The following is a 25148-nucleotide window of genomic DNA, read 5'->3' on the forward strand; positions in this document are numbered from 1 at the left end:
ATCAGAGGGCGTCCGCTTCGCCGGCGTAATGCGTCTGCGCCCACGCCAGGTACGTGCGCAACAATCCACGCAGCACCACTTGCGCGTCCTCGGCCAGGTCCGGCCGGAAGGTGAACGGCGCTTGTTCATCCATATAAATGCATTGGCCAATCTCCAGCTGCACCGCCTGCACCCGTTCAGCCGGACGCCCGTAATGGCGGGTAATGTGCCCGCCTTTGAAGCGCCCATTGAGCACATGGCTGTAGCGCGGCGACCGCGCGCACACCTGCACCAATTGCTCCGCCAGCTCGGCAGCACAACTAGCGCCGTCGTTGGTGCCTAGGTTGAAGTCGGGCAATTTGCCGTCGAACAGGCGTGGTACTCGAGAACAAATCGAGTGCGCGTCGAATAACAGCGCATAACCAAACTGTGCTTTGAGCCGCGCCAATTCGTCATTCAGCGCGCGGTGATAGGGCGTCCAGATTTCCTGCAGATAACGCTCGCGCTCCAAGGCTGAGGGCACGCCGCCTTCGATAAACAGCGGCGCGCCGTCGAACAGGGTGTCGGGGAACAGGCCAGTGGTTGCGCTGGCATACAACGGGCGGTCGTCGGCTGGCCGGTTCAGGTCCACCACATAGCGCGAATAGTTCGCGGCCAAAGTGCTGGCGCCCAGGTCGGCAGCGAACGCGTAGAGCGTCGGAATATGCCAGTCGGTGTCCGGCAAGCCTTGCGCTTGCGGCACCAGCCCGGCCTGCACGGCGGGCGTCAGTTGCAGGCCGGCGTGGGGCATGCTGATCAGCAGCGGCACCGTGCCTTGGGCGAATTCGTAGGGACGTTCGATCAAGTCAGACATCACTTAGCTCCTGGCCATGGCGGATCACGCGCTTGCTCAAATCGCCGCCGAGCCAGTAGCTCAACTCGGCCGGTTGGGCGATTTGCCAGGCGACGAAATCCGCCACCTTGCCTACTTCAAGACTGCCATGGCTGGCGCCCAACCCCAGCGCTTTTGCCGCGTTGAGAGTGACGCCAGCCAAGGCTTCTTCTGGGGTGAGACGGAACAAGGTGCACGCCATATTCAGCATCAGCCGCAGTGACAACACCGGCGAGGTGCCAGGGTTGAGGTCGCTGGCGATGGCCATAGCCACGCCGTGTTCGCGCAACAGCGAAATGGGCGGCAATTGGGTTTCACGCAGGAAATAAAACGCGCCGGGCAGCAACACCGCGACGGTGCCAGCCGCCGCCATGGCCTTGGCGTCGTCGGCCGTCATGAATTCCAAATGATCCGCCGACAACGCCTGATACCGCGCCGCCAGGCTCGAGCCCGCCAGCGAAGAAAGTTGCTCGGCGTGCAGCTTCACCGGCAAGCCCAAGGCACGCGCCGTGATAAACACACGCTCCACCTGCGCCGGCGAGAACGCCAAGTGCTCGCAGAAAGCGTCGACCGCATCGACCAGATTTTCCGCTGCCAGCGCGGGCAGCATTCGCGTGCAGACGTGGTCGATGTAGTCATCGCTGCGTCCGGCAAATTCCGGGGGCAAAGCGTGTGCCGCCAGGCAAGTGCTGCGCACCGTGACGGGCAAGGTGTCGCCCAGACGCCGGATGACCCGCAGCATCGTGCGTTCGTTGGCCAGATCCAGGCCGTAGCCAGACTTGATTTCAATGGTGGTCACGCCATCACGCAGCAGCGCGCGGACGCGTTGGGTGGCGCTGGCGAGTAATTCATCTTCACTGGCCGCCCGGGTGGCGCGCACGGTACTGGCAATGCCGCCGCCGGCTGCAGCGATTTCGGCATAGCTCACGCCTTGCAGGCGCTGCTCGAACTCGGCGCTGCGGTTACTGCCGAATACCGCGTGGGTGTGGCAATCAATCAGGCCGGGCGTAACCCAGGCGCCTTGCAAGTCATGGCGCTGGGCGTAGTCGGCGGAGGGCAACTCGGCGTAGGGGCCGATCCATTGGATCAGCCCATCGGCCGTGACGATGGCGGCGTTCTCGATGTTCGAATATGCGCCGCCGGCCAGGGTGGCGGCGTGGCAGTTGAACCAAAGGTGCTGCATGGAGCCTCCGAGCCAGTGAAGCGTTTACGTTCAGTTCCCTCTCCCGCCTGCGGGAGAGGGGAGCAAAGCATCACCGCGTGATCATCGGCAGGTTCAAGCCCTGCTCCTCGGCGCAATCAATCGCGATCTGATACCCAGCATCGGCATGGCGCATCACGCCGGTCGCCGGGTCGTTGTGCAGTACACGGGCGATACGCGCTGCGGCTTCATCGGTGCCGTCGCAGACAATGACCATGCCCGAATGCTGGGAAAAGCCCATGCCCACGCCGCCACCGTGGTGCAGCGACACCCAAGTGGCGCCGCTCGCGGTGTTCAGCAATGCGTTGAGCAGCGGCCAGTCGGACACTGCATCCGACCCATCGCGCATGGCTTCGGTTTCACGGTTCGGGCTGGCCACCGATCCGGAATCGAGGTGGTCGCGGCCGATGACGATAGGCGCCGACAGCTCGCCACTGCGCACCATTTCGTTGAACGCCAGGCCAAGCTTCGCGCGCTGGCCCAAGCCAACCCAGCAGATGCGCGCCGGCAAACCCTGGAAGGCGATGCGCTCGCGGGCCATGTCGAGCCAGCGGTGCAGGTGCGCGTCGTCGGCGATCAGTTCTTTGACCTTGGCGTCGGTTTTGTAAATGTCTTCAGCATTGCCTGACAGCGCTGCCCAGCGGAATGGACCCACGCCACGGCAGAACAGCGGACGGATATAGGCTGGCACGAAGCCGGGGAAATCGAAGGCGTTGGTCACGCCTTCGTCTTTGGCCATTTGGCGGATGTTGTTGCCGTAGTCGAAGGTCGGCACGCCCATTTTCTGGAACGCCAACATGGCTTCGACGTGCACGGCCATCGATTGCTTCGCCGCTTTCACCACCTCGGCCGGCTGGGTTTGCGCTTTGGCGCGGTAGTCGTCCCAGGTCCAACCGCTGGGCAGGTAGCCGTTCAGTGGGTCGTGGGCGCTGGTTTGGTCGGTGACCATATCGGGGCGAACGCCACGGCGCACCAGCTCCGGCAGAATGTCCGCGGCGTTGCCGCACAGGGCGATGGATACCGCTTTGCCTTCGCCGGTGTAACGGGCGATACGCGCCAGGGCGTCGTCGAGGTCATCGGCTTGTTCGTCGACGTAGCGGGTTTTCAGGCGGAAATCGATGCGGCTTTGCTGGCATTCAATGTTCAGCGAACAGGCGCCGGCCATGCCCGCGGCCAACGGTTGCGCGCCGCCCATACCGCCCAAGCCGGCGGTGAGCACCCACTTGCCGGTGAGGTTGCCGTTGTAATGCTGGCGGCCCGCTTCGACGAAGGTTTCGTAGGTGCCTTGCACGATGCCCTGGCTGCCGATGTAGATCCAACTGCCGGCGGTCATCTGGCCGTACATGGCCAGGCCCTTGGCATCCAGTTCGTTGAAATGTTCCCAGGTGGCCCAGTGCGGCACCAGGTTGGAGTTGGCGATCAACACGCGCGGCGCGTTGCTGTGGGTTTTGAACACGCCGACCGGTTTGCCCGACTGCACCAGCAAGGTTTCGTCGTCTTCCAGGGCGATGAGCGCTTTAACGATGGCGTCGTAGCATTCCCAGTTTCGCGCGGCGCGCCCGATGCCGCCGTACACCACCAGCTCGTTCGGGTTCTCGGCCACTTCCGGGTCGAGGTTGTTCATCAACATGCGCAGCGGCGCTTCGGTCATCCAGCTTTTGGCGCTGAGTTGCGTGCCACGGGCGGCGCGCACGACGGTGTCACGGTAACGACTAGATGTGCTCATGAAAGGCTCCCAGACGCCCGCAGGCGGAAGATAAGACAACTCGTACGAACTTGTATGTACAAGTAAAGCACGCAGTCAGCCGCGCTGAAAAGCCCAGGCCTGCAAAAACACTAAAAGGAAGGAAATCGCGCAGGGCGAGCGCCTGCGCGTTCGGGCCGTCAGGCGCTCTGGCGCAACGGTTTGCGCAGCCGCTGGCCCATCCACACACCGGCCAACGCCAGGCTACCGCCGACCAAATGGTGCCAGCCTAGGGTTTCGCCCAGCAGCCACATGGCGGCTACGGCGACGGTGATTGGCATCAAATTCATATACAGACTGGCCCGCGCCGGCCCTAGGGTTTGAATGCCCTTAATCCACAACCACGGCGCTCCGATGGATGCCAACGTGCCGGCATACAGCACCAGCGGCAAGTTCTCGCGGGTTAACGGCGAAGGCGTGCTGAGCAAAAACCAGGGCGTGAGGAACACCAGCGCACAGGCGATTTGCACATACAGTTGCAGCCAGCGGCTGAGGTCGAAACTCCAGCGCCGCAGCAACACGCCATACAAGGCGTTGGCCATCACCGCCACCAGCATCAGCGCATCGCCGTGGCTGAGCTGAAAATGCAGCAACGCTTGCGGCTGCCCGCCGCTGATCAGCCATAACACGCCGGCAAACGACACCACGCCACCGGCCAGCGCGCCTTGGGTTAAACGCTCGTCGGTCAGCACGCTTGAAAACAGCGAGGACAACAGCGGCGACAAGGCGATCAAAATGCCCATGTTGGTCGCGCTGGTACTGGCCGCCGCGAAGTACGCCAGGCCCTGATACACCAGCATGCCCAGCAAGCCGAGCACCCACAGTTTGGGCAACAAGCCGAGCAATTGGCGGCGCGCACGCCAGGCGCTCGGCAGCATAAACAGCGAGAGCAACAGGAACGCCAATGCCCAGCGATAAAACGTGATCGAGGGGGGTGCAATCAGGCCGGACGACAACTTGGTCACCAACGTGTTGCCGCTCCAGATCATCACGGTGACCAGCGGAAACAGGTGGTGCCAGCCCTGCTCTTTGGCGTGTTCAGTCATGTTTACACCTTCAACAGCAGCAGTGCGCCGCAAATGACCAGGAACACACAAAACAGCGAACGCAGCACGCGCTCGGGCAACGCATGGGCCAGACGCACGCCCCAACTGATGCTGAGCAAGCCGCCGACGGCCAAGGGAATGCCCATCGCCCAATTCACATGGTCGTGCAGGGCGTAGGTCACCAGGGTGATGCCGGTGGAAGGTGCCGCCAATGCCAGCGCCAACCCCTGCGCCACCACTTGTGTGGCGCCGAACAGGCTGGTCAGCACCGGCGTAGCCACCACGCCGCCGCCGACACCGAACAACCCGCCGGTCATGCCCGACAACGCGCCCAACAGCCATAGCCGGTTCTCATGGCGCAATTGCCGTTCGCCGCCAGGTTTTTGCCAAAACATCTGGCCGACGTTGAACAGCACCAGCAGCAACAGAAAGCCGACGAAGGCGATGCGCATTACCTGCGGGTCGAGACGTACGGCAAACAGCGACGTCAGCCAGGCGAGCAAAAAGCTCGGCACGATCAGCATCAGCGCGTTGCGCGGCACGATGCGATTGCGTTGGTTATAGCGCCACAGCGCCAGCAGCACGTTGGGCAGCACCATCAACAGCGCGGTGCCCTGGGCAAGTTGCTGATCGAGGTTGAAAAGCACGCCCAGAATGGGAATGGTCACCAGCCCGCCGCCGATGCCGAACAGACCGCCCATGGTGCCCATGGCCATACCGAGTAAAACAAAACTCACAACGTCCAACACCAGAGCATCCTCGCCAACAAAGCTCGGCAGTATAGCCGCGCCGCTCAAGCGCGCGGGTTAGACATAGGGCCAAGAAGCCCGCGGGCGCCCTCAGTCGTCGCGCGTCAGCACTTCCAGCAGTTCGATTTCGAAGCGCAAATTGGCATGGGGCGGCACTCGCGAACCCATGCCACGTTCGGCGTAGGCCAAATGGGCCGGAACCCGCAGCGTGCGTTTACCGCCAACGCGCATGCCCATCAAGCCTTGATCCCAACCCTTGATCACACGGCCAGTGCCGATCACGCACTGGAAAGGTTTGCCGCGTTCAAACGAAGAATCGAATTCGCTGCCGTCGTCGAGAAACCCGCGGTAATGCGTGGTGATCAACGCGCCCTTCACAGCCGCTTTGCCCTCGCCAAGGGTCAGGTCTTCTATCTGCAGTTCGTCGCTCATGATTTGCTCCAGGCCCGATGAAGGCGTGAAGTTTACTGCACAACGAAAAAAGGCCCGACAGTCGCCTGCCGGGCCCCTCTTCCACCCGCTACTACTTACACAAACGGCTGGCTGCCGAAACCACGGGGTAGTCGGTTGTGGCCCGGCAACGCGCCAATCTGCTCACGCCATCCTGCGCGCCAGTCAAGAGAACTGTGGGTGGCCTTGGCTTTGCGTGCCGCACGACGCGCCGCATTGCGGGTGTCTTTGCGCGCGCTTTTGAACGCCTCGGAGTTTCGACAGGTACGGCATTTCACCCGCGCCAATTCCGTGGTCGCAGCGAGTTGGCCGGTTTCCCGACCGCACGCCAAATGACCAGCGGTTTTGTAATGGATCACAGGAGTCGCCATGGGGTGTTTCTCCTTTTTAACAAAAGGGGCGCAATAAGCGCCCCAGGGGTTTCTGCTATGTCAGCAGAGCAATCAAAATGATGATTGGAATTGGGATGCCAAGGAACCAGAGCAGTAATGAGCGCATATGTTGTTCTCCTTTTCGAAAACGTAGTGACCGGCTAATTAACGGAGGGTAGTGGCGGTGCGACGGTCGTCGACAATCACCACCGCGTCACGGCTACGGCCACCGAAGATGGCAGCGAAGCTGGCCACGAAGGCGCCGATCAACAGGGCAACGAACATCCACAGGGTGGCGTGGGTCGCGGCTTTCTTGGCAGCGTCGGCCGCTACTTTCAGGTCTTGCACCGCTTGGTGCGCCTGGCCGTAGACAGCGTCTACGCGGGCTTGGGCATCGGCTTGGCTGAGGTCGGTGCGCTGGGCAACCAACTGGGCCAGATAAGCACGGTCGTCTGCGTTCAGCGCGCCGTCGTCAGAGGCCAGATTGCGGGCGAAAATACGCGCGGCTACATCGTGGGCAGCGTCCTGAGTAACCGGCGCACCACGGCTGTCGCGGAACAACACATCAATGAAATAGCTGTCGCTGTTATCAGCGTTGGCCATGTCTTGCGTGGCCGGGCTATTGCTCAGCGTGGCGCCCACTTGCGCGGTGCCGCCGATCAAGGTGCTGACCGAACCCACCACCAACGTCGCCGTCAGCAAGGTGGCCACCGACCAGGCCAGGAAGCCGTGAGCGGTATCGCGGAAATACACTTCGTCGTCGTGCAGGGTCGCCCAGCGTTTACGCAAACGGCCCGCCAGGTAACCACCCATAGCGGCCGCGACTAACTGGGTGAACGCCAGCCAGATAATCGCCGAAATGCCCAATCCTTCTGCACTCATGCCCTTGTCGGCCCACGGCGAAATAGCCGAAAAGCCAAGGCCGGAGCCCAGCAACAGCAGGATCAGCGACAGTGCTGCAGCCGCAACAGCGCCTGCAAATACTGCCGCCCACGAAACGCCAGAGGCGGTTGAAGATTCATCCAAGGCAGCAACATAAGCATCTGAATTCAACATTATTTTTTTCCTCACGCATTGCGCTTTATGGCCCCGCGATTCCTACGTGGGGCCTATAAAACTTGAGTGTGAGGTCTGGCAAATGGTTCAGGCTTTAATCGAGACGGCGTCGCCGCTTAACCGCGCGCCCAACTTAGGCTGGCGAATAGCGCCGGTACCTGGTCGAGGGTGGAAACCGTCGCGTCGGGCCGATAGTCAGGCAACAATTGGCGGCCGGTGCCGCGGTCAACCCACACGCAACGAAAGCCCATGTCACGCGCGGCGGCGTGATCCAGGTGCGGGCTGGCGCAGATGTGCACCACCTCGTCGCGGCCCACCCCCAGCTGCTCATGGGCGAACTCAAACAGGCGCGGCGCCGGTTTGTAAGCGCCGGCTTGCTGGGCGGTGATGACGCGGTCGATATGGCCGCCGAGCTGGGCGACATTGCCGGCGATGATGTCGTCATCCGTATTGGAAACAATGCACAGCTTGAAGCCCATCGCTTTCAACTGAGCGAGCGCAGCGGGCACTTCAGGAAACGGCGGCATCGCGCTGATGCTGTCGGCCAGCAACTCGCCATCGGCCGGGCTGGACGGCAGCCCGAGTTGCTCCATGGCCAGGCGCAGTCCTTCGCGGGTCACATGGCGAAACGAGCGGTGCGGCGGCGTTTGCTCCAGCGTGTGCTCGTGCCGGTCATACACCTCGATAAACCGCGCTGGCTCCACGGCATGACCGGGGCGCTGGCTGAGCATTTTACCGACGGCGGCTAGAAGCCCTTCGTCCCACTGAATCAGCGTGCCGTAGCAATCAAAGGTCAGCCACAACGGCTGAGGGGTGTGCTCAAGGGACATGGGCCCGCTCCTGAAAGAGATGAGCGGCCAGCATAGAAGCGCTTTTGCATAGTGTTAAATTAAATTAACCTCTTCCCCTCAGTGAACTATCAACTAAGCAGGTGCGCCGTTTGCTCGATCTCGAACTGCTGAAAACCCTGGTGTGCGTGGTCGATGAAGGCAGCTTCACGCGCGCCGGTGAACGGGTGCACCGCACGCAATCGACCGTCAGCCAACAAGTGCGGCGCCTTGAAGAAACCGTCGGCCACTGCCTGTTGGTACGTGACCGCAGCGGCAACCAGGTCACGCCCACCGCGCAAGGCGAACTGCTGGCGCAATACGCCCGTCGCTTGCTCAGCCTGGCGCAGGAAGCCGAAGAAGCCTTGGCCAGCGATGGCACGCTATTGCCGCTGCGCCTGGGTGTGCCGGAAGATTTCGATGCCCAACGCATGACCGCCCTGCTTGCCGGTTTCCACGCTGGCGCGGCCAGAGGCGCGGTTGGAAACCGTCAGCGGCATGAGCACAGACCTGCGGGAAAAACTGGCAAACGGCGAGCTGGATATCGCCCTGATCAAACGCGAGCCCGGCAGCGGCGACTGCCTGGCCAGTTGGCCGGAGAACCTGGTGTGGGTAAAAAGTCAGCGCTTGCAGTTGAGCGATCAGCCGGTGCCGCTGGCGCTGTTTCCGCAAGGCTGCCTCTACCGCCAACGCGCTATCGGCAGCCTGGACAAAGCCAAACGACCCTGGCGCCTGGCATTCGCCAGCCATAGCCTGACGGGCATCCAGGCGGCCGTGGCATCGGGGCTTGGCCTATCGGTATTGCCCACCAGCGCCGTGCTTGCCGAGCACCACGTGTGCGCAGGAATGCCGGCATTAGCGCCTAGCGAATTGGCCCTGGTCAGCGGTGGCGGCGTGGTGACCGCCCTGCAACGCGAGCTGCTCGCGCTGCTGCACGAGCAGGTGATGACGGCTTAAGCGTCGGGCAGCGTGTCGGCACCGTCGCCCAAACGGCGCTGCATCAGCACGGTGTCCACCCAGCGGCCATGCTTGAAGCCCACCGACTCGAACACGCCAACCAGGCGAAACCCCATGCGTGTGTGCAAGGCGATGGAGCCGTGGTTTTCGCTGTTGCCGATCACCGCCACCATCTGCCGACGGCCGTTGGCGATGCAGCGCTCGATCACCTCGCCCAGCAGCGCCTGGCCAATGCCGCGCCCGCCCATGCCGTCTTTCACGTACACCGAATCTTCCACCGTGTTGCCGTAAGCCGGGCGAGGACGGTAGAGCGTGGCATAGCCGTAGCCGACCACCTCGCCGGCGAGCTCGGCCACCAGATACGGCAAACCATTGCTCAGCACATCACCGCGACGGCGGTGCATTTCCTCCACGCTCGGCGCTTGCAGTTCAAAGCTGGCGATGCCGGTGAGCACGTGCTGGGCATAGATGGCTTGCACCGCCGGCATGTCGTCGTCGCGGGCGTCTCGGATGATGGGTTGGCGGGTCATCATTCTGGAATGGTCAGGCCTTTGATCACGGCCGGACGCTCAAGGAAGGTGTTCAGCACGCGGGTGACCTCGGGGAAATTATTGATGCCCACCAGATCGCCTGCCTCGTAGAAGCCGATGAGATTGCGCACCCATGGAAAGGTGGCGATATCAGCGATGCTGTACGCGCTGCCCATGATCCAGTCGCGGCCTTGCAAGCGCTGGTCGAGCACGCCAAGCAGGCGCTTGCTCTCAGCGACATAGCGGTCGCGCGGGCGTTTGTCTTCGTAGTCTTTGCCGGCAAATTTGTTGAAGAAACCCAACTGGCCAAACATCGGCCCGACGCCGCCCATTTGCCACATCAGCCACTGGATGGTCTGGTAACGGTCAGCCGCATCGTTCGGAATAAACGCGCCGGCCTTGTCCGCCAGGTACAGCAGAATCGCACCAGACTCAAACAACATCAGCGGCTTACCGTCCGGGCCGTTGGGGTCGAGAATCGCCGGAATCTTGTTGTTCGGGTTGAGCGACAAGAACTCTCCCGACAGCTGATCGTTTTGATCAAAGCGCACCTTGTGCGGCTCGTACGCCAGCCCGGTTTCCTCCAGCAGAATCGACACTTTCACGCCGTTGGGCGTGGGCAACGAATACAGCTGAATGCGCTCAGGGTGCTGCGCCGGCCATTTAGCGGTGATGGGAAACGCGGACAAGTCAGACATGCGAAGCTCCTTTCCGGGAATGCAAGCGAGGCAGCTTAGGGGTTTTGCGCGTCCGGCGCAGGCGCATTTTGCCCGTCGCCGACCTGGCGAAAAACCAGGGCTTTGAGTCCGCCGTGCTCGTGCACATCGGCGAACTCGGGTGGGTTGTCCAAGCGCTGTTCAAAGCGCAGCGCCGGGGCGTGTTCGGCCATGCTGGTGATCAGAAAGTCGGGGCCAATATGGGGATCGTTCACGCAGGCCAACACCACGCCGCCGGGGTTCAGCAGATCGGGAAGACGGCGCAGAATTTTGCCGTAGTCCTGGGTCAGGGCGAAGCTGCCTTTCTGGAACGTGGGCGGGTCGATGATGATCATGTCGTACGGCGCGTGGCGCTTCACCGCGCTCCACGACTTGAACAGCTCGTGACCCAGAAAGCTCACGCGGCTGAGGTCTTGCCCGTTCAAGCGATGATTGTCGCGGCCACGATTGAGGGCGCCTTTGGCCATATCCAGATTCACCACCTGGCGAGCGCCACCGGCCAGCGCCGCCACCGAGAACCCGCAGGTGTAGGCGAACAGATTGAGCACACGTTTGCCGTCGGCCTGCGCGCGCACCCAGCGCCGGCCGTAGCGCATGTCCAGAAACAGACCAGTGTTCTGCTTCTGGCCGAGGTCCAGCTCAAAGCGCAGGCCGTCTTCGCTGATGATCCACTGTTCATGCGGCCCACCCACAATCCATTCGGCGCGGCTACGCTGAAGCTCACCTTGCGCGTTGTCGCCTTCCTTGTAGCGGTGTTGCAGCAACAGGCTGTGCGCCTGAGCACGTTGCCATTCAGGGCTTTGCGTTAGGTTCAACAGGGTTACCGTCAGCGCCGCCAACTCGTCTTCACTGGGCTGGCGGAACAGCCACACCAACACCACGCCTTGCAGCCAGTCGACCGTAATTTCCTCCAGCCCCGGCCACCGCAGGCCACGGCCGTGAAACAACCGGCGAGCATGACTGAGGTCGCCAGCCAGTTCGGCCAGCAGGTGGGTGTGAAGAGCGGCTAGAGCGGGACTGTGCATAACGGTTTATCGCGGCGGGTAAAGCAGCGCAGTGTAAACGCAAACGTTTGCCAACTCATGTTCGCGCAGTGTTTGACGATATAGCCCTATAAGGCCCGTAACACGGAGCAGCCAGACGCTCCGACTCCTAACACAATGAGGTGTTTTGCCATGCTGTTACGTCGTTTGAAGATTGCGCCGAGGGCTATTTTCAGCTTTTCCTTGGTGGCGCTGCTGGTGGTGCTTCTCGGACTTTTTGCCCTGGGCAAAATGAAGGACATCCGCGCCACCACCGTCGATCTCAACGACAACGGCATGCCCAGCTACGCCGCGCTAGGCGTCATCAATGAAAAAATGCTGCGCCTGCGCATCCTCGCCTTTCGCTTCGTGGTCGAGCGCAGCGACACGCAACTGCCGGCCGTCATCAGTCGCCAGCAAGAGCTGACCCAGCAGCTGCATCAGGCTCAGGCCGCGTATGAACCGCTGATCAACAGCACCGCCGAGCGCGACCAGTACCAAGCCTTCAAGGCCATGCTCGACAGCTACTACCAAGCCAACAGCAAGCTTGCCGCCCTTTCCAGCGCCGACAAAGTCGACGAGATGAAAGCCTTTCTGGCCGGCGAGTACAAAACCTACTCCGACGGCCTCGGCGCGCAGTTGGAAAAGCTCATGGAAATTAACCGCCTGGGCGCGGATGAGGAGGCGAAACAGTCGGCCCGCAACTACGATGATGCGGTGATGGTGGTGCTGGCCTTTATGTTGGTGGCCGCCGCGCTGACAGGCATCCTCGCGGTGCTGCTCACGCGCAGCATCGTCACGCCGTTGAACGAGGCCATGGAGGTGGCAGCCACCGTGGCCAAGGGCAATCTGTCCACCACCATCCAGGTCAACGGCACCGACGAGCCTGCCCTGCTACTCGGCTCCTTGCGCGCCATGCAACAGAGCTTGAAAGACACCATTCACCACATCGCCCAGTCGTCCGATCAACTCGCCTCCGCCGCCGAAGAACTCAATGCCGTCACGGAAGATTCGAGCCGTGGCTTGCACCAGCAGAACAACGAAATTGAACAGGCCGCCACTGCCGTCAACCAAATGACTGCCGCAGTGGATGAAGTGGCGCGCAACGCCGTGGCCACCTCCGAAGCCTCGAATGCCTCCGACCGCACCGCCCGACTTGGCCAGGAGCAGGTGAACAAAACCGTCAATTCCATCAGCGATCTGGCGGGCGACGTATCCACCACCTCCGAGCACGTGGAACAACTGGCGACCAAGGTGCGCGACATCAGCAAGGTGCTCGATGTCATTCGCTCCATCGCCGAGCAAACCAACTTGCTGGCCCTGAACGCGGCCATCGAAGCCGCGCGCGCCGGTGATGCCGGTCGCGGCTTTGCCGTGGTGGCGGACGAAGTGCGTGCCCTGGCGCACCGCACCCAGCAATCAACGCAGGAAATCGAGCAAATGATCGGCGGCATCCAGCACGGCACCGATCAGGCCATGAATGCCATGCAAAGCAGCACCGAGCGCGCCAACAGCACCCTCGAACTGGCCCGTGCCGCTGGCGCTGCCCTGAGCGAAATCACCCAGGCCATCAGCCATATCAGCGAGCGAAATCTGGTGATCGCCAGCGCCTCGGAACAGCAGGCGCAAGTGGCCCGCGAAGTGGACCGCAACCTGGTAAACATTCGCGACCTGGCGCAGCAAACGTCAGCCGGCGCGCACGAAACCAGCGCCGCCAGCCAGGATCTTTCACGCCTGGCCGTCGACCTCAACAACCTGGTCAACCGCTTCACCTTGTGACGACTCCGCCAATGCCCGGCGCGCCGCTGCCCACAAGGCGGCGCGGCCGTCATAACCGTTCAACCCTCCGTTTATGCGCGAGGTGATGGTTTTGAAATCACCGGAATCGGCTAGCTCACTCAAGCCATGCACTGCCCAGAACCATGCCGCCGACAAACAGGCGTAACCGGGTTCCTCAAGCCATTCAGGTTTGCTTTCCAAATCCAGACCCAACGCGACGCCCGCTGCCTGGTAATTACTGCGCCCGGTCAGCTGAATCAGCCCCCGGCCACGAAAGCGCCAGCCATCCCCGGATTCTGGCGGGCCATTGCCGAGCCGGTTGGCATACACCGAATTGGCAATCGCCTCGGGATGTCCACCGAGTTTTAGTGCCAGCGCATTGGGTTTACCCGGCCCCTCGGCGAAGCGATTCGGCCACACGGCAGCCAAACGTGATGCGTTGAAGGCAAGGCTCTCAACCAAGTGATTGAAGTGCGCGCTTTCATAGCCGACTTGAGCAACAAAGGCGGCCACGCGCGCGGGATTATTGATGTGATACGCCACCATGGCCGCACTCAGCGGCTCCGCAAACAGGCTGACGCGCGAAGGGCTAGCGGGGAATATTTGCAGCAGTTGTTGCACGCTTATGGACATAGCAGTTCTCAGCAATAGCGCTCGGTTAACGCAGCCAGGATTGCCGCCGTTTCAACGTCCAGCACACCGTCGTAGTTGCTGGGGCGGAAATGCAGCTGGAAGGCGCGGACCAACTTGCACTTGCTGTCGGCATCGGTGGCCACGCTCACGTCGTAACCGAAACGGGCAAATAGATTCAGGCACTCGCGGGGATCGACGCCCGCCATGGTGTATTCCTGGACGTAGCGATTTTTGGTGGCTTGCTCGTACCAGGCGCCGATGCCGGCCCGGTACAACTCCTGCCAAGGAAACATGGGCCCCGGGTCAATTTTGCGTAGCGGCGCAATGTCGCTATGCCCCACCACATTGCGCGGCTCAATGCTGGGGTAGCGCTGCAAAATATCCAGCGCAATCGCCTTTATGGCGTCGATCTGAGCGCGGCTATAGGAAGGAAAAACGGGCAGCCCGTCGGCACCTTCGTGAGCCTGGTTTACGATTTCGATACCAATGGAGCTGTCATTCAGGTTGTTGCGGCCACGCCATGCGCTCACGCCCGCATGCCAGGCACGCTCTGATTCTTCCACCAGGTTGAAGCCGCGCATTTCGCTAAAGCCGGCGTTCCGATAGGTCGGGTCTTCGAGGTCCGGAACAAGGTAATGCGCACTGACATTAGGCCCGGTCAACGTCTGGATGGAGGCCGCGAAATCGCATGCGGTGTAATGCATAACCAAAAAGCGCACCCGGCTGTCGAAACCCAGTCGTGAGTGGTAGGTGGTGGAGTCGATGATCATCGCGGCCTCCGGGTTCGCTTACTTTTTTGTTGGCTACTGCCAGCAGATTAAGGATCGCGGCGAACGAAATTTCGGACGTGCCGATCTTGCTCATCTGGTCTTCCGGCAAATAGCTGAGCTTCAAGTACACCAGGTCACCCTGCGACTCGCCTTGCTCGCGATTGAAGCGCTCCAGCACCGACAGCAGCTCTTTGGCATCGCCCGTCAGGTCGGCGGCGTCGACAAACCACGGAATGTTGAGGTCGGCGACGTTGGGGAAGAATTTGGCTAACTTGCCAAACAACTGAGTGCCAAAGTCCTGAGCGGGAAACAAACCGCGAAAACGCTCGCCTTTTTTGTAAGGCGTTATGCCCATGTAAATGTCTGGGAGGGCTGCGATCTTGTTAACGACCTTTTTGTCTTTCTTGCCGATCAGGTAGGCCGCTATTTCCATGCGTGTGCCAATAATGGCCAGCGGCTGCACGCCAGGGCCCGCTTCGCTGAACAAGTAGTTTGAGTTGCTATCGGCAATGGCTTTTTTCAGGACTCCGCGATCTTCAATAACACTTGAATACTTACCTTCTTTCACAACCGGCGCAGGTACGCGCCAGAGCGCAACTTCATAGCTCATATCGAATTCTCATAGATAACAAAGCAGCCCGCTTAAGGGCTGCGAGTGGGGTAAATTAACGGGCAGCCAGCATAAGTTTCGCGCGCAACCCGGCGAGCGCCTTGGTGCTCTTGGCAATTAAGTCGCTGTAAATTTCAACACTGGATTGATACTGCTCGGGGGTGATCTTGTCCGCCGCAAGCTGATCTAGATAGCCATGAACTTTCTGCGTAAATGTGGCGATCTGATCTTCGTAAAGTTTGGTCAGCTCCATTTTCGCTTGTGTTTGCGCTTCACCTACCGAGTATTTAACTTCATAGATATACAGGTACTGGTAGATCTGCTGGTTTTCGAAAAAGCTGGTCGACTTGTACGAATCGCAAACCACCGTGGCGAACAGATGCATGCCGTTGCCGAGCGGCTGGCTCTTGTAGGACGAATTAAACGATACCGAGCTAGCGCTGCCGAAGCTCTCGACGATACCGCCCAACACTTCAAAGCATTTGCCGGCCACGTAGGTTTGCAGACTGGTTAAGTTGGCAACCGATTTACCGAGATCAATGTCTTTATTGACTTCTACGCCCTTCGGCACTTTGCCTTCACCGCCCAACACGGCTTTGGCAATGGAGTCGATTATTTTCTGCACATTACCAAGCGACCAATCAGAGGCCTGCATAAAATCCGAGTTACGGCCGGAGATAAAATCGGTTTTATCGTAGTCGTTGTCTTTGTAGAAACTGTCGATTTTCGCCTGCATTTCATCGCCGTGTTTCTTCGCTTTTTCCTCGAGCTCGTTTTCGATCTTGTTTATATACGCCCGGTACTCATCTTCTTTGGCTTGCATTTCCGCTATCGATTGTGAGTGACCCATAAACAACTCCTGATTGAAAAATCATTAAGAAACCAGCGGCATCCGCTTTGGTCGTCGGAACAAGAAGGTAGTCAGGGTTCTTGCGCAAACAAATCGCCTGCGTCCGAAGCGCAGTTCGGAGAGTTCTTTGAACAACTGGATAAAGCGATGAATATCGATGCAGTTCGCTGGCCTCGTAGGATGTGACGGCCAACAGACAGGCAAAAAAAAGCAGCTCTATAAAAGAGCTGCTAATGGGCCGGAAGCGGGGAAGGTTCCGACCTGGAGAAGGCGCTCAGACTACTGTATATCCAGACAGCACCGCAAGCACGATTCTGCGTGACCTGTTCTGAAAGCGACAAAACAGAACACAAACGCGCCCGCGCTAGGAAAAACCGCTAAAAAATGCACCAATACAGCGCATTTAGTAGGCGACGGAAAAACCTGAGAAGGCAGTCAACCGCATGGCCACGCGGTTTGGGCGATTTGGCACGGATGCTGCCATTGATTTGACGCGCAGCCGGAATTCACGCAACTGCCCGCTGTGGCTAGAGATTGGTGCCTTAGAGACAAGCGCACCCAACGATAAAAACCATCTGCCTTCCACCAGTGATGTGCACGGACCGCCCAGGAGCTTCCCCCGATGAAACGCCGCCCGTTCCTCAAAGCTACCCTCGCTGCCAGTACCCTGCTGCTCAGCGGCCTGTTCCCTTACACCCTGCAAGCTGCCGAGACCATCAAGGTCGGCATTCTGCATTCGCTGTCCGGCACCATGGCCATTTCGGAAACGTCGCTCAAAGACATGGCGTTGATGACCATCGACGAAATCAACGCCAAAGGTGGTGTGCTCGGTAAAAAGCTTGAGCCCGTGGTCGTAGATCCTGCGTCCAACTGGCCGCTGTTCGCTGAAAAAGCCCGCCAGTTGCTGACTCAAGACAAAGTCGCGGTAACCTTCGGTTGCTGGACCTCGGTGTCGCGTAAATCGGTGCTGCCGGTGTACGAAGAACTCAATGGCCTGCTGTTCTACCCGGTGCAATACGAAGGCGAAGAAATGTCGCCGAACGTGTTCTACACCGGCGCTGCGCCAAACCAACAGGCGATTCCTGCCGTTGAATACCTAATGAGCGAAGACGGCGGCGCCGCCAAGCGCTTCTTCCTACTGGGCACGGACTACGTGTACCCGCGCACCACCAACAAAATTCTGCGTTCCTTCCTACACAGCAAAGGCGTAGCGGACAAAGACATCGAAGAGGTCTACACCCCGTTCGGTCATAGCGACTACCAAACCATCGTTGCCAACATCAAGAAGTTCTCGGCTGGCGGCAAAACGGCGGTGATCTCGACCGTTAACGGCGACTCCAACGTGCCGTTCTACAAAGAGCTGGGCAACCAGGGCATCGAAGCGACCGAAACCCCAGTGGTGGCGTTCTCGGTAGGTGAAGAAGAACTGCGCGGCATCGACACCAAACCGCTGGTGGGCCAACTGGCCGCCTGGAACTACTTCCAGTCGGTGGATAACCCCACCAACAAGAAATTCGTCGACAGCTGGAAGGCGTACGCCAAGGCGAAGAACCTGCCGAACTACCAAACCGCAGTCACCAACGACCCGATGGAAGCCACGTACGTCGGCATCAACATGTGGGCGCAAGCCGTCAACAAAGCCGGCACCACCGACGTCGACAAAGTACGCGAAGCCATGGCGGGCCAGGAATTCGTATCGCCTGATGGCTACACCATGGTCATGGACAAAACCAACCACCACCTGCACAAGCCGGTGATGATCGGTGAGGTTCAGGAAGACGGGCAGTTCAACGTGGTCTGGCAGACCGAAGGGCCAGTGCGCGCCCAACCGTGGAGCCCGTATATCCCAGGGAACGACAAGAAGCCGGATTACGCGGTTAAGTCGAAGTAAGACGCTGAGTCGTCAGGGGTTGTGAACCTAGCGTTCCACTCCTGACGCCGACGTTCTGTGGGAGCGGCTTTAGCCGCGATGCTTTTGGCCGCAAGAGCATCGCGGCTAAAGCCGCTCCCACAGAAAGCGGCGGCCACATCTCGCACCCTGCACCCTTCGTCCGGCACCACCCTCAAGGACGCTTCCATGCTCACTGCCCTGCTCCGCCCCCCACTTTTTCTCATGCTGCTGCTCACCCTCCTCGCGCCCAGCGTTCAGGCCGGCGATGCAGCCGACTTCGTTGCCGCTAACGCCGCCAAACAGGCGACGCTGCTGGAAACCTGGTCCGCGCAGCCAGACGCCACTCGCCTGCCTCTGATCGAAGCCCTGCAACAAGGCCGCCTGGCGAGCGACAGCAATAAAGCCCCGTTCCTGCAAACCGACACCGGCTGGCAAGCCGCTGAAGGTGGCGAGGCGCAACCGGCTTCAACGCCAAAGAAAATTCCGCTGAACAACCGCCTGCGCGGCTTGATCGGCACCGCGCAAGCCAGTCACCAGTTGCTCGACAAAGACCCGGCCGTGCGCCTGAACGCCGCTCAGCAATTGCAAAAAAGTGCCAAGCCGGCGCAGTTGGCGTTGCTCAATGCCCGGGTCGCCAGCGAAGACGACGACACCGTGCGCGGCGCCCTTTCACTCGCGCTGGCGAACTTGCAGCTGATCGACCCCAACCCGGCCATTCGCCTGGCCGCCGTGCGCCTGCTGGGCGACACCGGCGAGCCGCTGGCGCGCACGCGTCTGGAAACCTTGCTCGACCCGGCGGTTGAAACGGACGCCGCCGTGCGCACTGCTGCCGAAACCAGCCTGGCGCAAGTGAAGCGTCGACTGCTGTTCGGCGAGCTATTGGGCCAAGCCTTTAGCGGCTTGTCGCTTGGCTCGATTCTGCTACTTGCAGCCCTTGGCCTGGCGATTACCTTTGGCTTGCTCGGCGTGATCAACATGGCCCACGGTGAAATGCTGATGCTCGGCGCCTACTCCACCTACATGGTGCAAATCCTGTTTCAGCGCTTCGCCCCCGATGCGCTGGCCTTGTATCCGCTGGTGGCGCTGCCGGTGGCGTTCTTTGTCACGGCGGCCATCGGCATGGCACTCGAACGCACGGTGATCCGCCATCTGTACGGCCGCCCGCTGGAAACCTTGCTGGCAACCTGGGGCATCAGCCTGATTCTTATCCAGTTGGTGCGGGTGCTGTTTGGCGCGCAAAACGTGGAAGTGGCCAACCCGGCGTGGTTGTCCGGCGGCGTGCAGGTGCTGCCGAACCTGGTACTGCCTTACAGCCGCATGGTGATCATCGGTTTCGCCCTGTTCGTGGTGCTGCTCACCTGGTTGCTGCTGAACAAAACCCGCCTGGGTCTCAACGTTCGCGCCGTCACCCAGAACCGCAACATGGCCGCCTGCTGCGGTGTGCCAACCGGCCGGGTCGACATGCTCGCCTTTGGCCTCGGCTCCGGCATTGCCGGGCTGGGTGGCGTGGCGCTGAGCCAGATCGGCAACGTCGGCCCGGACCTCGGCCAGAGCTACATCATCGACTCATTTCTGGTGGTGGTGCTCGGCGGCGTCGGGCAGTTGGCGGGCAGCGTCATGGCCGCCTTCGGCCTGGGCATCGCCAACAAGATTCTGGAACCGCAGATCGGCGCCGTCCTGGGCAAGATCCTTATCCTCGCGTTGATCATTCTGTTTATTCAGAAACGTCCGCAGGGCCTCTTTGCACTGAAAGGTCGGGTGATCGATTGAACCAGCCACTAAGCCTTACGCTGGCGCAAAAAGCCGGCCCCAAACTGACCCTCGCCGTGGGCGCCGTGGTGCTCGCCATTCTGGTGATTCTGCCGCTGCTGCACCTGCTGCCGGCCGATAACCCGCTGCAAGTGTCGGCCTACACGCTAACGCTGGTGGGCAAGATTCTCTGCTACGCCATCGTCGCCCTGGCGCTCGACTTGGTGTGGGGTTACGCCGGGTTGTTGTCGCTGGGCCACGGCCTGTTCTTTGCCCTCGGCGGTTACGCCATGGGCATGTACCTGATGCGCGAAAGCGCGGGCGACGGCTTGCCGGCCTTCATGGTGTTTCTGTCGTGGACCGAACTGCCGTGGTACTGGACCGGCACTCAGCATTTCCTCTGGGCCATGTGCCTGGTGGTGCTGGCCCCCGGCTTGCTGGCCCTGGTGTTCGGTTTCTTCGCCTTCCGTTCGCGGATCAAGGGCGTGTACTTCTCGATCATGACCCAGGCCCTGACCTTCGCCGGCATGCTGCTGTTTTTCCGCAACGAAACCGGCTTTGGCGGCAACAACGGCTTCACCAACTTCCGCACCATTCTGGGTTTCGACATCACCGCCCAAGGCACCCGCACGGTGTTGTTCCTGGCGATTGTCGCGCTGCTCACCGCCAGCCTGTTGCTGGGCTGGCGGTTGGCGAAAAGCAAATTCGGCCGCGTGCTCACTGCCCTGCGCGACGCGGAAAACCGCCTGATGTTCTGCGGCTACGACCCGCGCGGTTACAAGCTGTTTATTTGGGTACTGAGCGCCGTGCTGTGCGGCCTGGCCGGGGCGTTGTATGTGCCGCTGGTGGGCATCATCAACCCCAGCGAAATGTCGCCGACCAACTCCATCGAAGCGGCCGTGTGGGTGGCGCTTGGCGGACGCGGCAGCCTCGTCGGCCCGCTGCTCGGCGCCGGGCTGGTGAATGGCATGAAGAGTTGGTTCACCGTGGCCTTTCCCGAGTATTGGCTGTTCGCCTTGGGGGCCTTGTTTATCTTGGTGACGCTGTATCTGCCCAAGGGCGTGATCGGCTTGCTGCGTAAAAAGGGGGAACAGTAAATGCGCGCCACGCCCGTACCCGAATTTATGCTCGAACCGGCTTACGATCCGGCGAACCAGAACCCCAACAGCGACGCCGGCACCAGCCGCGACTCCCTGGGCTTGGGCCGTGCCGCCGGGCCGGGGCTGGATGTGCGCCACGGCACCATCCTCACCCTGGAAGACATCAACGTCAGCTTTGACGGCTTCAAGGCATTAACCAACCTCAGCCTGTACATCGGCGTGGGTGAACTGCGCTGCATCATTGGCCCGAACGGCGCCGGCAAAACCACGATGATGGACGTGATCACCGGCAAAACCCGGCCCGATAACGGCAAAGCCTACTTCGGCGAAACCCTCGACCTGACGCGCATGAGCGAAGTGCAAATCGCCCAGTCCGGCATTGGTCGCAAGTTCCAGAAACCCACGGTATTCGAAGCCCTCAGCGTGTTTGAAAACCTGGAGCTGGCGCTGAAAACAGACAAGTCGGTATGGGCCAGCCTGCGCGCCAAACTGAGCGGCGAGCAACGCGACCGCATTGACGAAGTGCTGACCACCATTCGCCTCGACAGCTCGCGGCAGCGCCCAGCCGGTTTGCTGTCCCACGGGCAGAAACAGTTCCTGGAAATCGGCATGTTGCTGATGCAAGACCCGCAACTGCTACTGCTCGACGAACCGGTGGCCGGCATGACCGACGCCGAAACCGAATTCACCGCCGAGCTGTTCAAATCGCTGGCGCGTAAGCACTCGCTGATGGTGGTGGAGCACGACATGGGCTTTGTCGGCTCCATCGCCGACCACGTCACTGTGCTGCACCAGGGCAGCGTGCTGGCCGAAGGGTCGCTGGCCGATGTACAGGCGGATGAACGCGTGATTGAGGTTTATTTGGGGCGCTGAGTTCGCCGCCTGTTCGCGAGCAAGCTCGCTCCTACGGACCGTGCATCGCCTGTAGGAGCGAGCTTGCTCGCGAAGCGGTCTGACCAACACATTCGAGTACATGACCATGCTTCAAGTCGAAAAACTCCACCAGTTCTACGGCGGCAGCCACATTCTTCGCGGCTTGTCGTTCGAGGCCAAGGTTGGCGAAGTCACCTGCCTGCTGGGCCGCAACGGCGTGGGCAAAACCACGTTGCTCAAATGCCTGATGGGCTTGATCCCTTCCAAGGAAGGCGCGGTGCAGTGGGAAGGCAAGCCCATCACCCAGTTCAAACCGCACCAGCGCGTGCACGCCGGAATCGCCTATGTGCCCCAGGGCCGGGAAATTTTCGGGCGCCTGACGGTGGAAGAAAACCTGCTGATGGGCCTGTCGCGTTTCCCCGGTTCACAGGCCAAGGAAGTGCCGGCGTTTATCTACGAGCTGTTCCCGGTACTCAAGGAAATGAAGCAGCGTCGCGGCGGCGACTTGTCTGGCGGTCAGCAGCAGCAACTGGCGATTGGCCGCGCCCTGGCAAGCAACCCGCGCCTGCTGATTCTCGACGAGCCCACCGAAGGCATTCAGCCCTCGGTGATCAAGGAAATCGGCGTGGTGATCAAAAAGCTCGCCGCCCGTGGCGACATGGCGATTTTGCTGGTGGAGCAGTTCTACGATTTTGCGGCGGAACTGGCCGATCAGTACCTGGTGATGTCACGCGGCGAAATCGTGCAGCAAGGGCGCGGCGAAACCATGGAAGCGGATGGGGTACGCGGGTTGGTGGCGATTTAAACGCTGTACTCGGGCTCGCGCTTGGCCAACTGCCGCTTCACGCTATCCAAATGCAACCGCGCACTCTCGGCATTGCCGATCAGCATCTGCTTGCTCGCCGCACTGGCAATTTCATGGGACACGGGTTTTAACGGGCGGCCGCTGCTCATGGCTTTGAGCTGCACCTCGGCGGCGCGTTCGAGGTAATAGAGGTCGTCCCAGGCCTCGGCGATGCTCGGCCCCAGCACCAGCGGGCCGTGGTTTTTCAGCATCACCACATCGGCATTGCCGGCCGCGCGGGCGATGCGCTCGCCCTCGGCGTTGTCCAGCGCCAGCCCGTTGTAGTGCTCATCGACGGCCATGCGTTCGTAGAACTTCAACGCCGTTTGCCCGGCCCACACAAACGGTTCCCCTTCGAGCATGCACAGCGCGGTGGCGTTGGGCATATGGGTGTGAAAGGCCGCCGTGGCGCGCGGGTTCAGACGGTGCAATTGGGCGTGGATAAAAAACGCGGTGGCCTCTGGCTTGCCCTCGCCAAGCACCACACGTCCCTGGAAGTCGCAAATCAGCAACGACGACGCCGTGACCTCGGCAAACGCCAAGCCATAGGGATTGACCAGAAACAGCTGCGGGTGGCCGGGCAACACCACGGAGAAGTGATTGCAGATGCCCTCGCCCATGCCCAGGTGGGCGGCCATGCGAAAGCACGCCGCCAAGTCGATTCGCGCCTCGCGGATGGCGGCGGTGTTGAGGTCGGCGGCAAGCACCTCGGCGGCGGGGGCGCGGTTGAGTTCGAAGGCGTGGGCCATGGCAGGCTCCTGGTGAAGTGGGATGGACTAAGACTAGCGGGGCTGGCTGGATTGGATAGGGGCAGATGGGCTGCCGCAATGGGCCAGATGGAATTGCGGTGGGTTCGGCCCTCACCCCTAGCCCCTCTCCCGTAAACGGGAGAGGGGAATTCAACCGCGATCGGCGTCAGAGCGCGGCGGGTCTCCCCTCTCCCGCCACGCGGGAGAGGGGCCGGGGGTGAGGGCCGCGGCAAACGAACTGCCCTGACCCACCCTTTCCCCCATCTGGCCCTACGACCCCGCCAGCGTTTATTCCTAAGGTGGCCCCATTCCCCGTCCAGCTCGCGAGGTCCGCCATGAGCACCGAGATTTCCAACGCCTACGTCCACGCCCTCGACCGCCAGTTCGTGTTCCATTCCTGGTCGATTCAGAGCGCCCTCAATCCGCTGGTGATCGCCGGCGGTCAGGGTTGCACGCTGTGGGATTACGACGGCAATCAGTACCTGGATTTCAGCAGCCAGTTGGTCAACACCAACATCGGCCACCAACACCCGAAAGTGATCGCCGCCATTCAAGAACAGGCCGGCTCGCTGGTGACGGTCGCGCCCGCCACCGCCAACCTGATGCGCGGCGAAGCGGCCAAGCGCATCCTGTCCCACGCGCCGAGCAACTTCAGCAAAGTGTTCTTCACCAACGCCGGTGCCGACGCCAACGAAAACGCCATGCGCATGGCCCGCCAATTCACTGGGCGCGACAAAATTCTCTCGGCCTATCGCTCCTACCACGGCAGCACCGGCTCGGCGATTGCCGCCACCGGCGACCTGCGCCGCGTGCCGAATGAATTCGCCCGTGGCCATGTGCATTTCTTCAACCCGTACCTGTACCGCACCGAGTTTTACGCGGGCAGTGAAGCGGAAGAATGCGAGCGCGCGTTGCAGCACCTGCGCCGAATTATCGAATGCGAAGGGCCGAACTCGGTGGCGGCAATTCTGCTGGAAAGCGTGCCCGGCACCGCCGGCATTCTGGTGCCGCCCAAGGGCTACATGAAAGGCGTGCGGGCGCTGGCGGACGAGTTCGGCATCGTGCTGATTCTCGACGAAGTGATGGCTGGTTTCGGCCGCACCGGCGCCTGGCTGGCGCTGGATAATTTCGACGTAGTGCCCGACCTGATCTGCTTCGCCAAAGGCGTGAACTCAGGCTACGTGCCGGCTGGCGGCGTGATGATTTCGCAGCCGATTGCCGAGTTCTACGAGAACCGTTTCTTCCCCGGCGGCCTGACCTATTCCGGACACCCGCTGGCGATGGCGGCAATCGTTGCCACGCTGGATGTGATGGCCGAAGAAGGCATCGTCGACAACGCCCGCATGATCGGCCAGGAATACCTCGGCCCAGGCCTTAAAGCACTGGCCGCCAAGCACGCGTTGATTGGCGAAGCCCGTGGCATCGGCCTGTTCTGGGCGTTGGAACTGGTCAGCGACCAGCAGAAGAAAACGCCGCTGGCGCCACCAGTGATGGCCCAGATGAAAGCAGCATTTCAGGCGCGTGGGTTACTCACCTTTATCGTGGAAAACCGCATTCACGTAGTGCCGCCGTGCATTGTTAATCCGCAGCAGGTGGCGCAGGCATTAGCGATTTTTGACGAAGTAATTGGCGAGTTTTCAGCGAAGCACGCCGGCTGAAAAAAGCATCGCGGCTAAAGCCGCTCCCACAGACTTCGAAATCCTGTGGGAGCGGCTTTAGCCGCGATTGGCCGGACCTGGAACCGCTGTGGTCAGGGTCAAGAGCATCGCGGCTAAAGCGGA

General features: G+C 61.0%; 24 protein-coding genes and 2 pseudogenes. 9 read left to right on the plus strand and 17 right to left on the minus strand.

What is annotated here, in order from left to right:
- Position 1: 1 nt before the first annotated feature.
- The 9 genes from hutG to ACZZZP_RS19495 form a co-directional block, all read right to left on the minus strand.
- Positions 2–832: an N-formylglutamate deformylase gene (gene hutG / locus ACZZZP_RS19455; RefSeq protein WP_463383802.1), complete on the minus strand. Its 831-nt coding sequence runs from the start codon at positions 830–832 to the stop codon at positions 2–4.
- Positions 825–2033 carry an imidazolonepropionase gene (gene hutI, locus ACZZZP_RS19460; RefSeq protein WP_463536776.1) on the minus strand — a complete coding sequence of 403 codons (1209 nt, stop codon included), beginning with the start codon at positions 2031–2033 and terminating at the stop codon, positions 825–827. The genes hutG and hutI overlap by 8 nt, the downstream gene beginning before the upstream one ends.
- Before the next feature lie 70 nt (positions 2034–2103).
- Positions 2104–3777, minus strand: coding sequence for a urocanate hydratase (gene hutU / locus ACZZZP_RS19465; protein WP_463383803.1), 1674 nt, complete (start codon positions 3775–3777; stop codon positions 2104–2106).
- A gap of 158 nt (positions 3778–3935) precedes the next feature.
- Positions 3936–4841: a DMT family transporter gene (locus ACZZZP_RS19470; protein WP_463536777.1), complete on the minus strand. Its 906-nt coding sequence runs from the start codon at positions 4839–4841 to the stop codon at positions 3936–3938.
- Between the two features lie 2 nt (positions 4842–4843).
- A complete protein-coding gene (locus ACZZZP_RS19475; RefSeq protein ID WP_463383805.1) occupies positions 4844–5590 on the minus strand; it encodes a sulfite exporter TauE/SafE family protein in 747 nt (248 codons plus the stop codon).
- A gap of 90 nt (positions 5591–5680) precedes the next feature.
- On the minus strand, positions 5681–6022 hold the full coding sequence (locus tag ACZZZP_RS19480) for an FKBP-type peptidyl-prolyl cis-trans isomerase (protein ID WP_463383806.1): 342 nt from the start codon (positions 6020–6022) through the stop codon (positions 5681–5683).
- Positions 6023–6117: 95 nt separating this feature from the next.
- Positions 6118–6411 (minus strand): hypothetical protein, encoded by a 294-nt coding sequence (locus tag ACZZZP_RS19485; protein ID WP_122452279.1) that lies wholly within the window; start codon positions 6409–6411, stop codon positions 6118–6120.
- A gap of 165 nt (positions 6412–6576) precedes the next feature.
- Positions 6577–7467, minus strand: coding sequence for a hypothetical protein (locus ACZZZP_RS19490; RefSeq protein ID WP_463383807.1), 891 nt, complete (start codon positions 7465–7467; stop codon positions 6577–6579).
- Between the two features lie 116 nt (positions 7468–7583).
- Positions 7584–8297: a haloacid dehalogenase type II gene (locus ACZZZP_RS19495; RefSeq protein ID WP_463383808.1), complete on the minus strand. Its 714-nt coding sequence runs from the start codon at positions 8295–8297 to the stop codon at positions 7584–7586.
- Positions 8298–8407: 110 nt separating this feature from the next.
- Here ACZZZP_RS19495 and ACZZZP_RS19500 point away from each other — a divergent pair.
- Positions 8408–9251, plus strand: a pseudogene (locus tag ACZZZP_RS19500) (LysR family transcriptional regulator).
- On the opposite strand, the gene ACZZZP_RS19505 reads toward ACZZZP_RS19500, so the two are convergent.
- The 3 genes from ACZZZP_RS19505 to ACZZZP_RS19515 are packed head-to-tail and all read right to left on the minus strand — an operon-like array spanning position 9248 to position 11522.
- Positions 9248–9781 (minus strand): N-acetyltransferase family protein, encoded by a 534-nt coding sequence (locus tag ACZZZP_RS19505; protein WP_463384754.1) that lies wholly within the window; start codon positions 9779–9781, stop codon positions 9248–9250. The pseudogene ACZZZP_RS19500 and the gene ACZZZP_RS19505 sit on opposite strands and share 4 nt — an antisense overlap.
- Positions 9781–10479 (minus strand): glutathione S-transferase N-terminal domain-containing protein, encoded by a 699-nt coding sequence (locus ACZZZP_RS19510; protein WP_463383810.1) that lies wholly within the window; start codon positions 10477–10479, stop codon positions 9781–9783. The genes ACZZZP_RS19505 and ACZZZP_RS19510 overlap by 1 nt, the downstream gene beginning before the upstream one ends.
- Positions 10480–10514: 35 nt before the next feature.
- Positions 10515–11522 (minus strand): class I SAM-dependent methyltransferase, encoded by a 1008-nt coding sequence (locus ACZZZP_RS19515; protein WP_463383811.1) that lies wholly within the window; start codon positions 11520–11522, stop codon positions 10515–10517.
- A gap of 150 nt (positions 11523–11672) precedes the next feature.
- Between ACZZZP_RS19515 and ACZZZP_RS19520 the strand changes: the two are divergent.
- Both ACZZZP_RS19520 and ACZZZP_RS19525 read left to right on the plus strand, forming a co-directional pair.
- Positions 11673–12443: pseudogene (locus ACZZZP_RS19520) on the plus strand (MCP four helix bundle domain-containing protein); the annotation flags it as partial.
- Entirely contained in the window at positions 12435–13298 is an 864-nt protein-coding gene (locus tag ACZZZP_RS19525) for a methyl-accepting chemotaxis protein (protein ID WP_463384755.1), read from the plus strand. The pseudogene ACZZZP_RS19520 and the gene ACZZZP_RS19525, both read left to right, overlap by 9 nt.
- Here ACZZZP_RS19525 and ACZZZP_RS19530 read toward each other — a convergent pair.
- From ACZZZP_RS19530 to ACZZZP_RS19545, 4 genes are read right to left on the minus strand one after another with little or no spacing between them, the layout of a single operon-like run.
- Positions 13248–13931 (minus strand): glycoside hydrolase family 19 protein, encoded by a 684-nt coding sequence (locus ACZZZP_RS19530; RefSeq protein WP_463383812.1) that lies wholly within the window; start codon positions 13929–13931, stop codon positions 13248–13250. The genes ACZZZP_RS19525 and ACZZZP_RS19530 overlap by 51 nt on opposite strands.
- 8 nt (positions 13932–13939) lie before the next feature.
- On the minus strand, positions 13940–14698 hold the full coding sequence (locus ACZZZP_RS19535) for an N-acetylmuramoyl-L-alanine amidase (RefSeq protein WP_463536966.1): 759 nt from the start codon (positions 14696–14698) through the stop codon (positions 13940–13942).
- Positions 14580–15311, minus strand: coding sequence for a hypothetical protein (locus tag ACZZZP_RS19540; protein ID WP_463536778.1), 732 nt, complete (start codon positions 15309–15311; stop codon positions 14580–14582). The genes ACZZZP_RS19535 and ACZZZP_RS19540 overlap by 119 nt, the downstream gene beginning before the upstream one ends.
- Positions 15312–15366: 55 nt before the next feature.
- The gene (locus ACZZZP_RS19545; protein WP_463536779.1) at positions 15367–16134 is read right to left on the minus strand and encodes a hypothetical protein; all 768 of its coding nucleotides are present in this window, start codon (positions 16132–16134) and stop codon (positions 15367–15369) included.
- Between the two features lie 649 nt (positions 16135–16783).
- Between ACZZZP_RS19545 and urtA the strand changes: the two genes are divergently transcribed.
- The 5 genes from urtA (at position 16784) to urtE (ending at position 22579) form a co-directional block, all read left to right on the plus strand.
- Positions 16784–18052 (plus strand): urea ABC transporter substrate-binding protein, encoded by a 1269-nt coding sequence (urtA, locus tag ACZZZP_RS19550; RefSeq protein ID WP_122452268.1) that lies wholly within the window; start codon positions 16784–16786, stop codon positions 18050–18052.
- A gap of 186 nt (positions 18053–18238) precedes the next feature.
- Complete coding sequence (urtB, locus tag ACZZZP_RS19555) at positions 18239–19822, plus strand: urea ABC transporter permease subunit UrtB (RefSeq protein WP_463536780.1); 1584 nt, start codon at positions 18239–18241, stop codon at positions 19820–19822.
- Complete coding sequence (urtC, locus tag ACZZZP_RS19560) at positions 19819–20898, plus strand: urea ABC transporter permease subunit UrtC (protein WP_463383816.1); 1080 nt, start codon at positions 19819–19821, stop codon at positions 20896–20898. The genes urtB and urtC overlap by 4 nt, the downstream gene beginning before the upstream one ends.
- Positions 20899–21774 carry an urea ABC transporter ATP-binding protein UrtD gene (urtD, locus tag ACZZZP_RS19565; RefSeq protein WP_463383817.1) on the plus strand — a complete coding sequence of 292 codons (876 nt, stop codon included), beginning with the start codon at positions 20899–20901 and terminating at the stop codon, positions 21772–21774.
- A gap of 106 nt (positions 21775–21880) precedes the next feature.
- Entirely contained in the window at positions 21881–22579 is a 699-nt protein-coding gene (gene urtE, locus ACZZZP_RS19570; protein ID WP_122452264.1) for an urea ABC transporter ATP-binding subunit UrtE, read from the plus strand.
- Here the strand turns inward: urtE and ACZZZP_RS19575 are convergent.
- Positions 22576–23367: an aldolase gene (locus tag ACZZZP_RS19575; protein ID WP_463383818.1), complete on the minus strand. Its 792-nt coding sequence runs from the start codon at positions 23365–23367 to the stop codon at positions 22576–22578. The genes urtE and ACZZZP_RS19575 overlap by 4 nt on opposite strands.
- Positions 23368–23702: 335 nt before the next feature.
- Between ACZZZP_RS19575 and ACZZZP_RS19580 the strand changes: the two genes are divergently transcribed.
- Positions 23703–25025 carry an aminotransferase class III-fold pyridoxal phosphate-dependent enzyme gene (locus ACZZZP_RS19580; RefSeq protein WP_463383819.1) on the plus strand — a complete coding sequence of 441 codons (1323 nt, stop codon included), beginning with the start codon at positions 23703–23705 and terminating at the stop codon, positions 25023–25025.
- Positions 25026–25148: the final 123 nt, after the last annotated feature.

The organism is Pseudomonas sp. AC211, assembly GCF_979258055.1.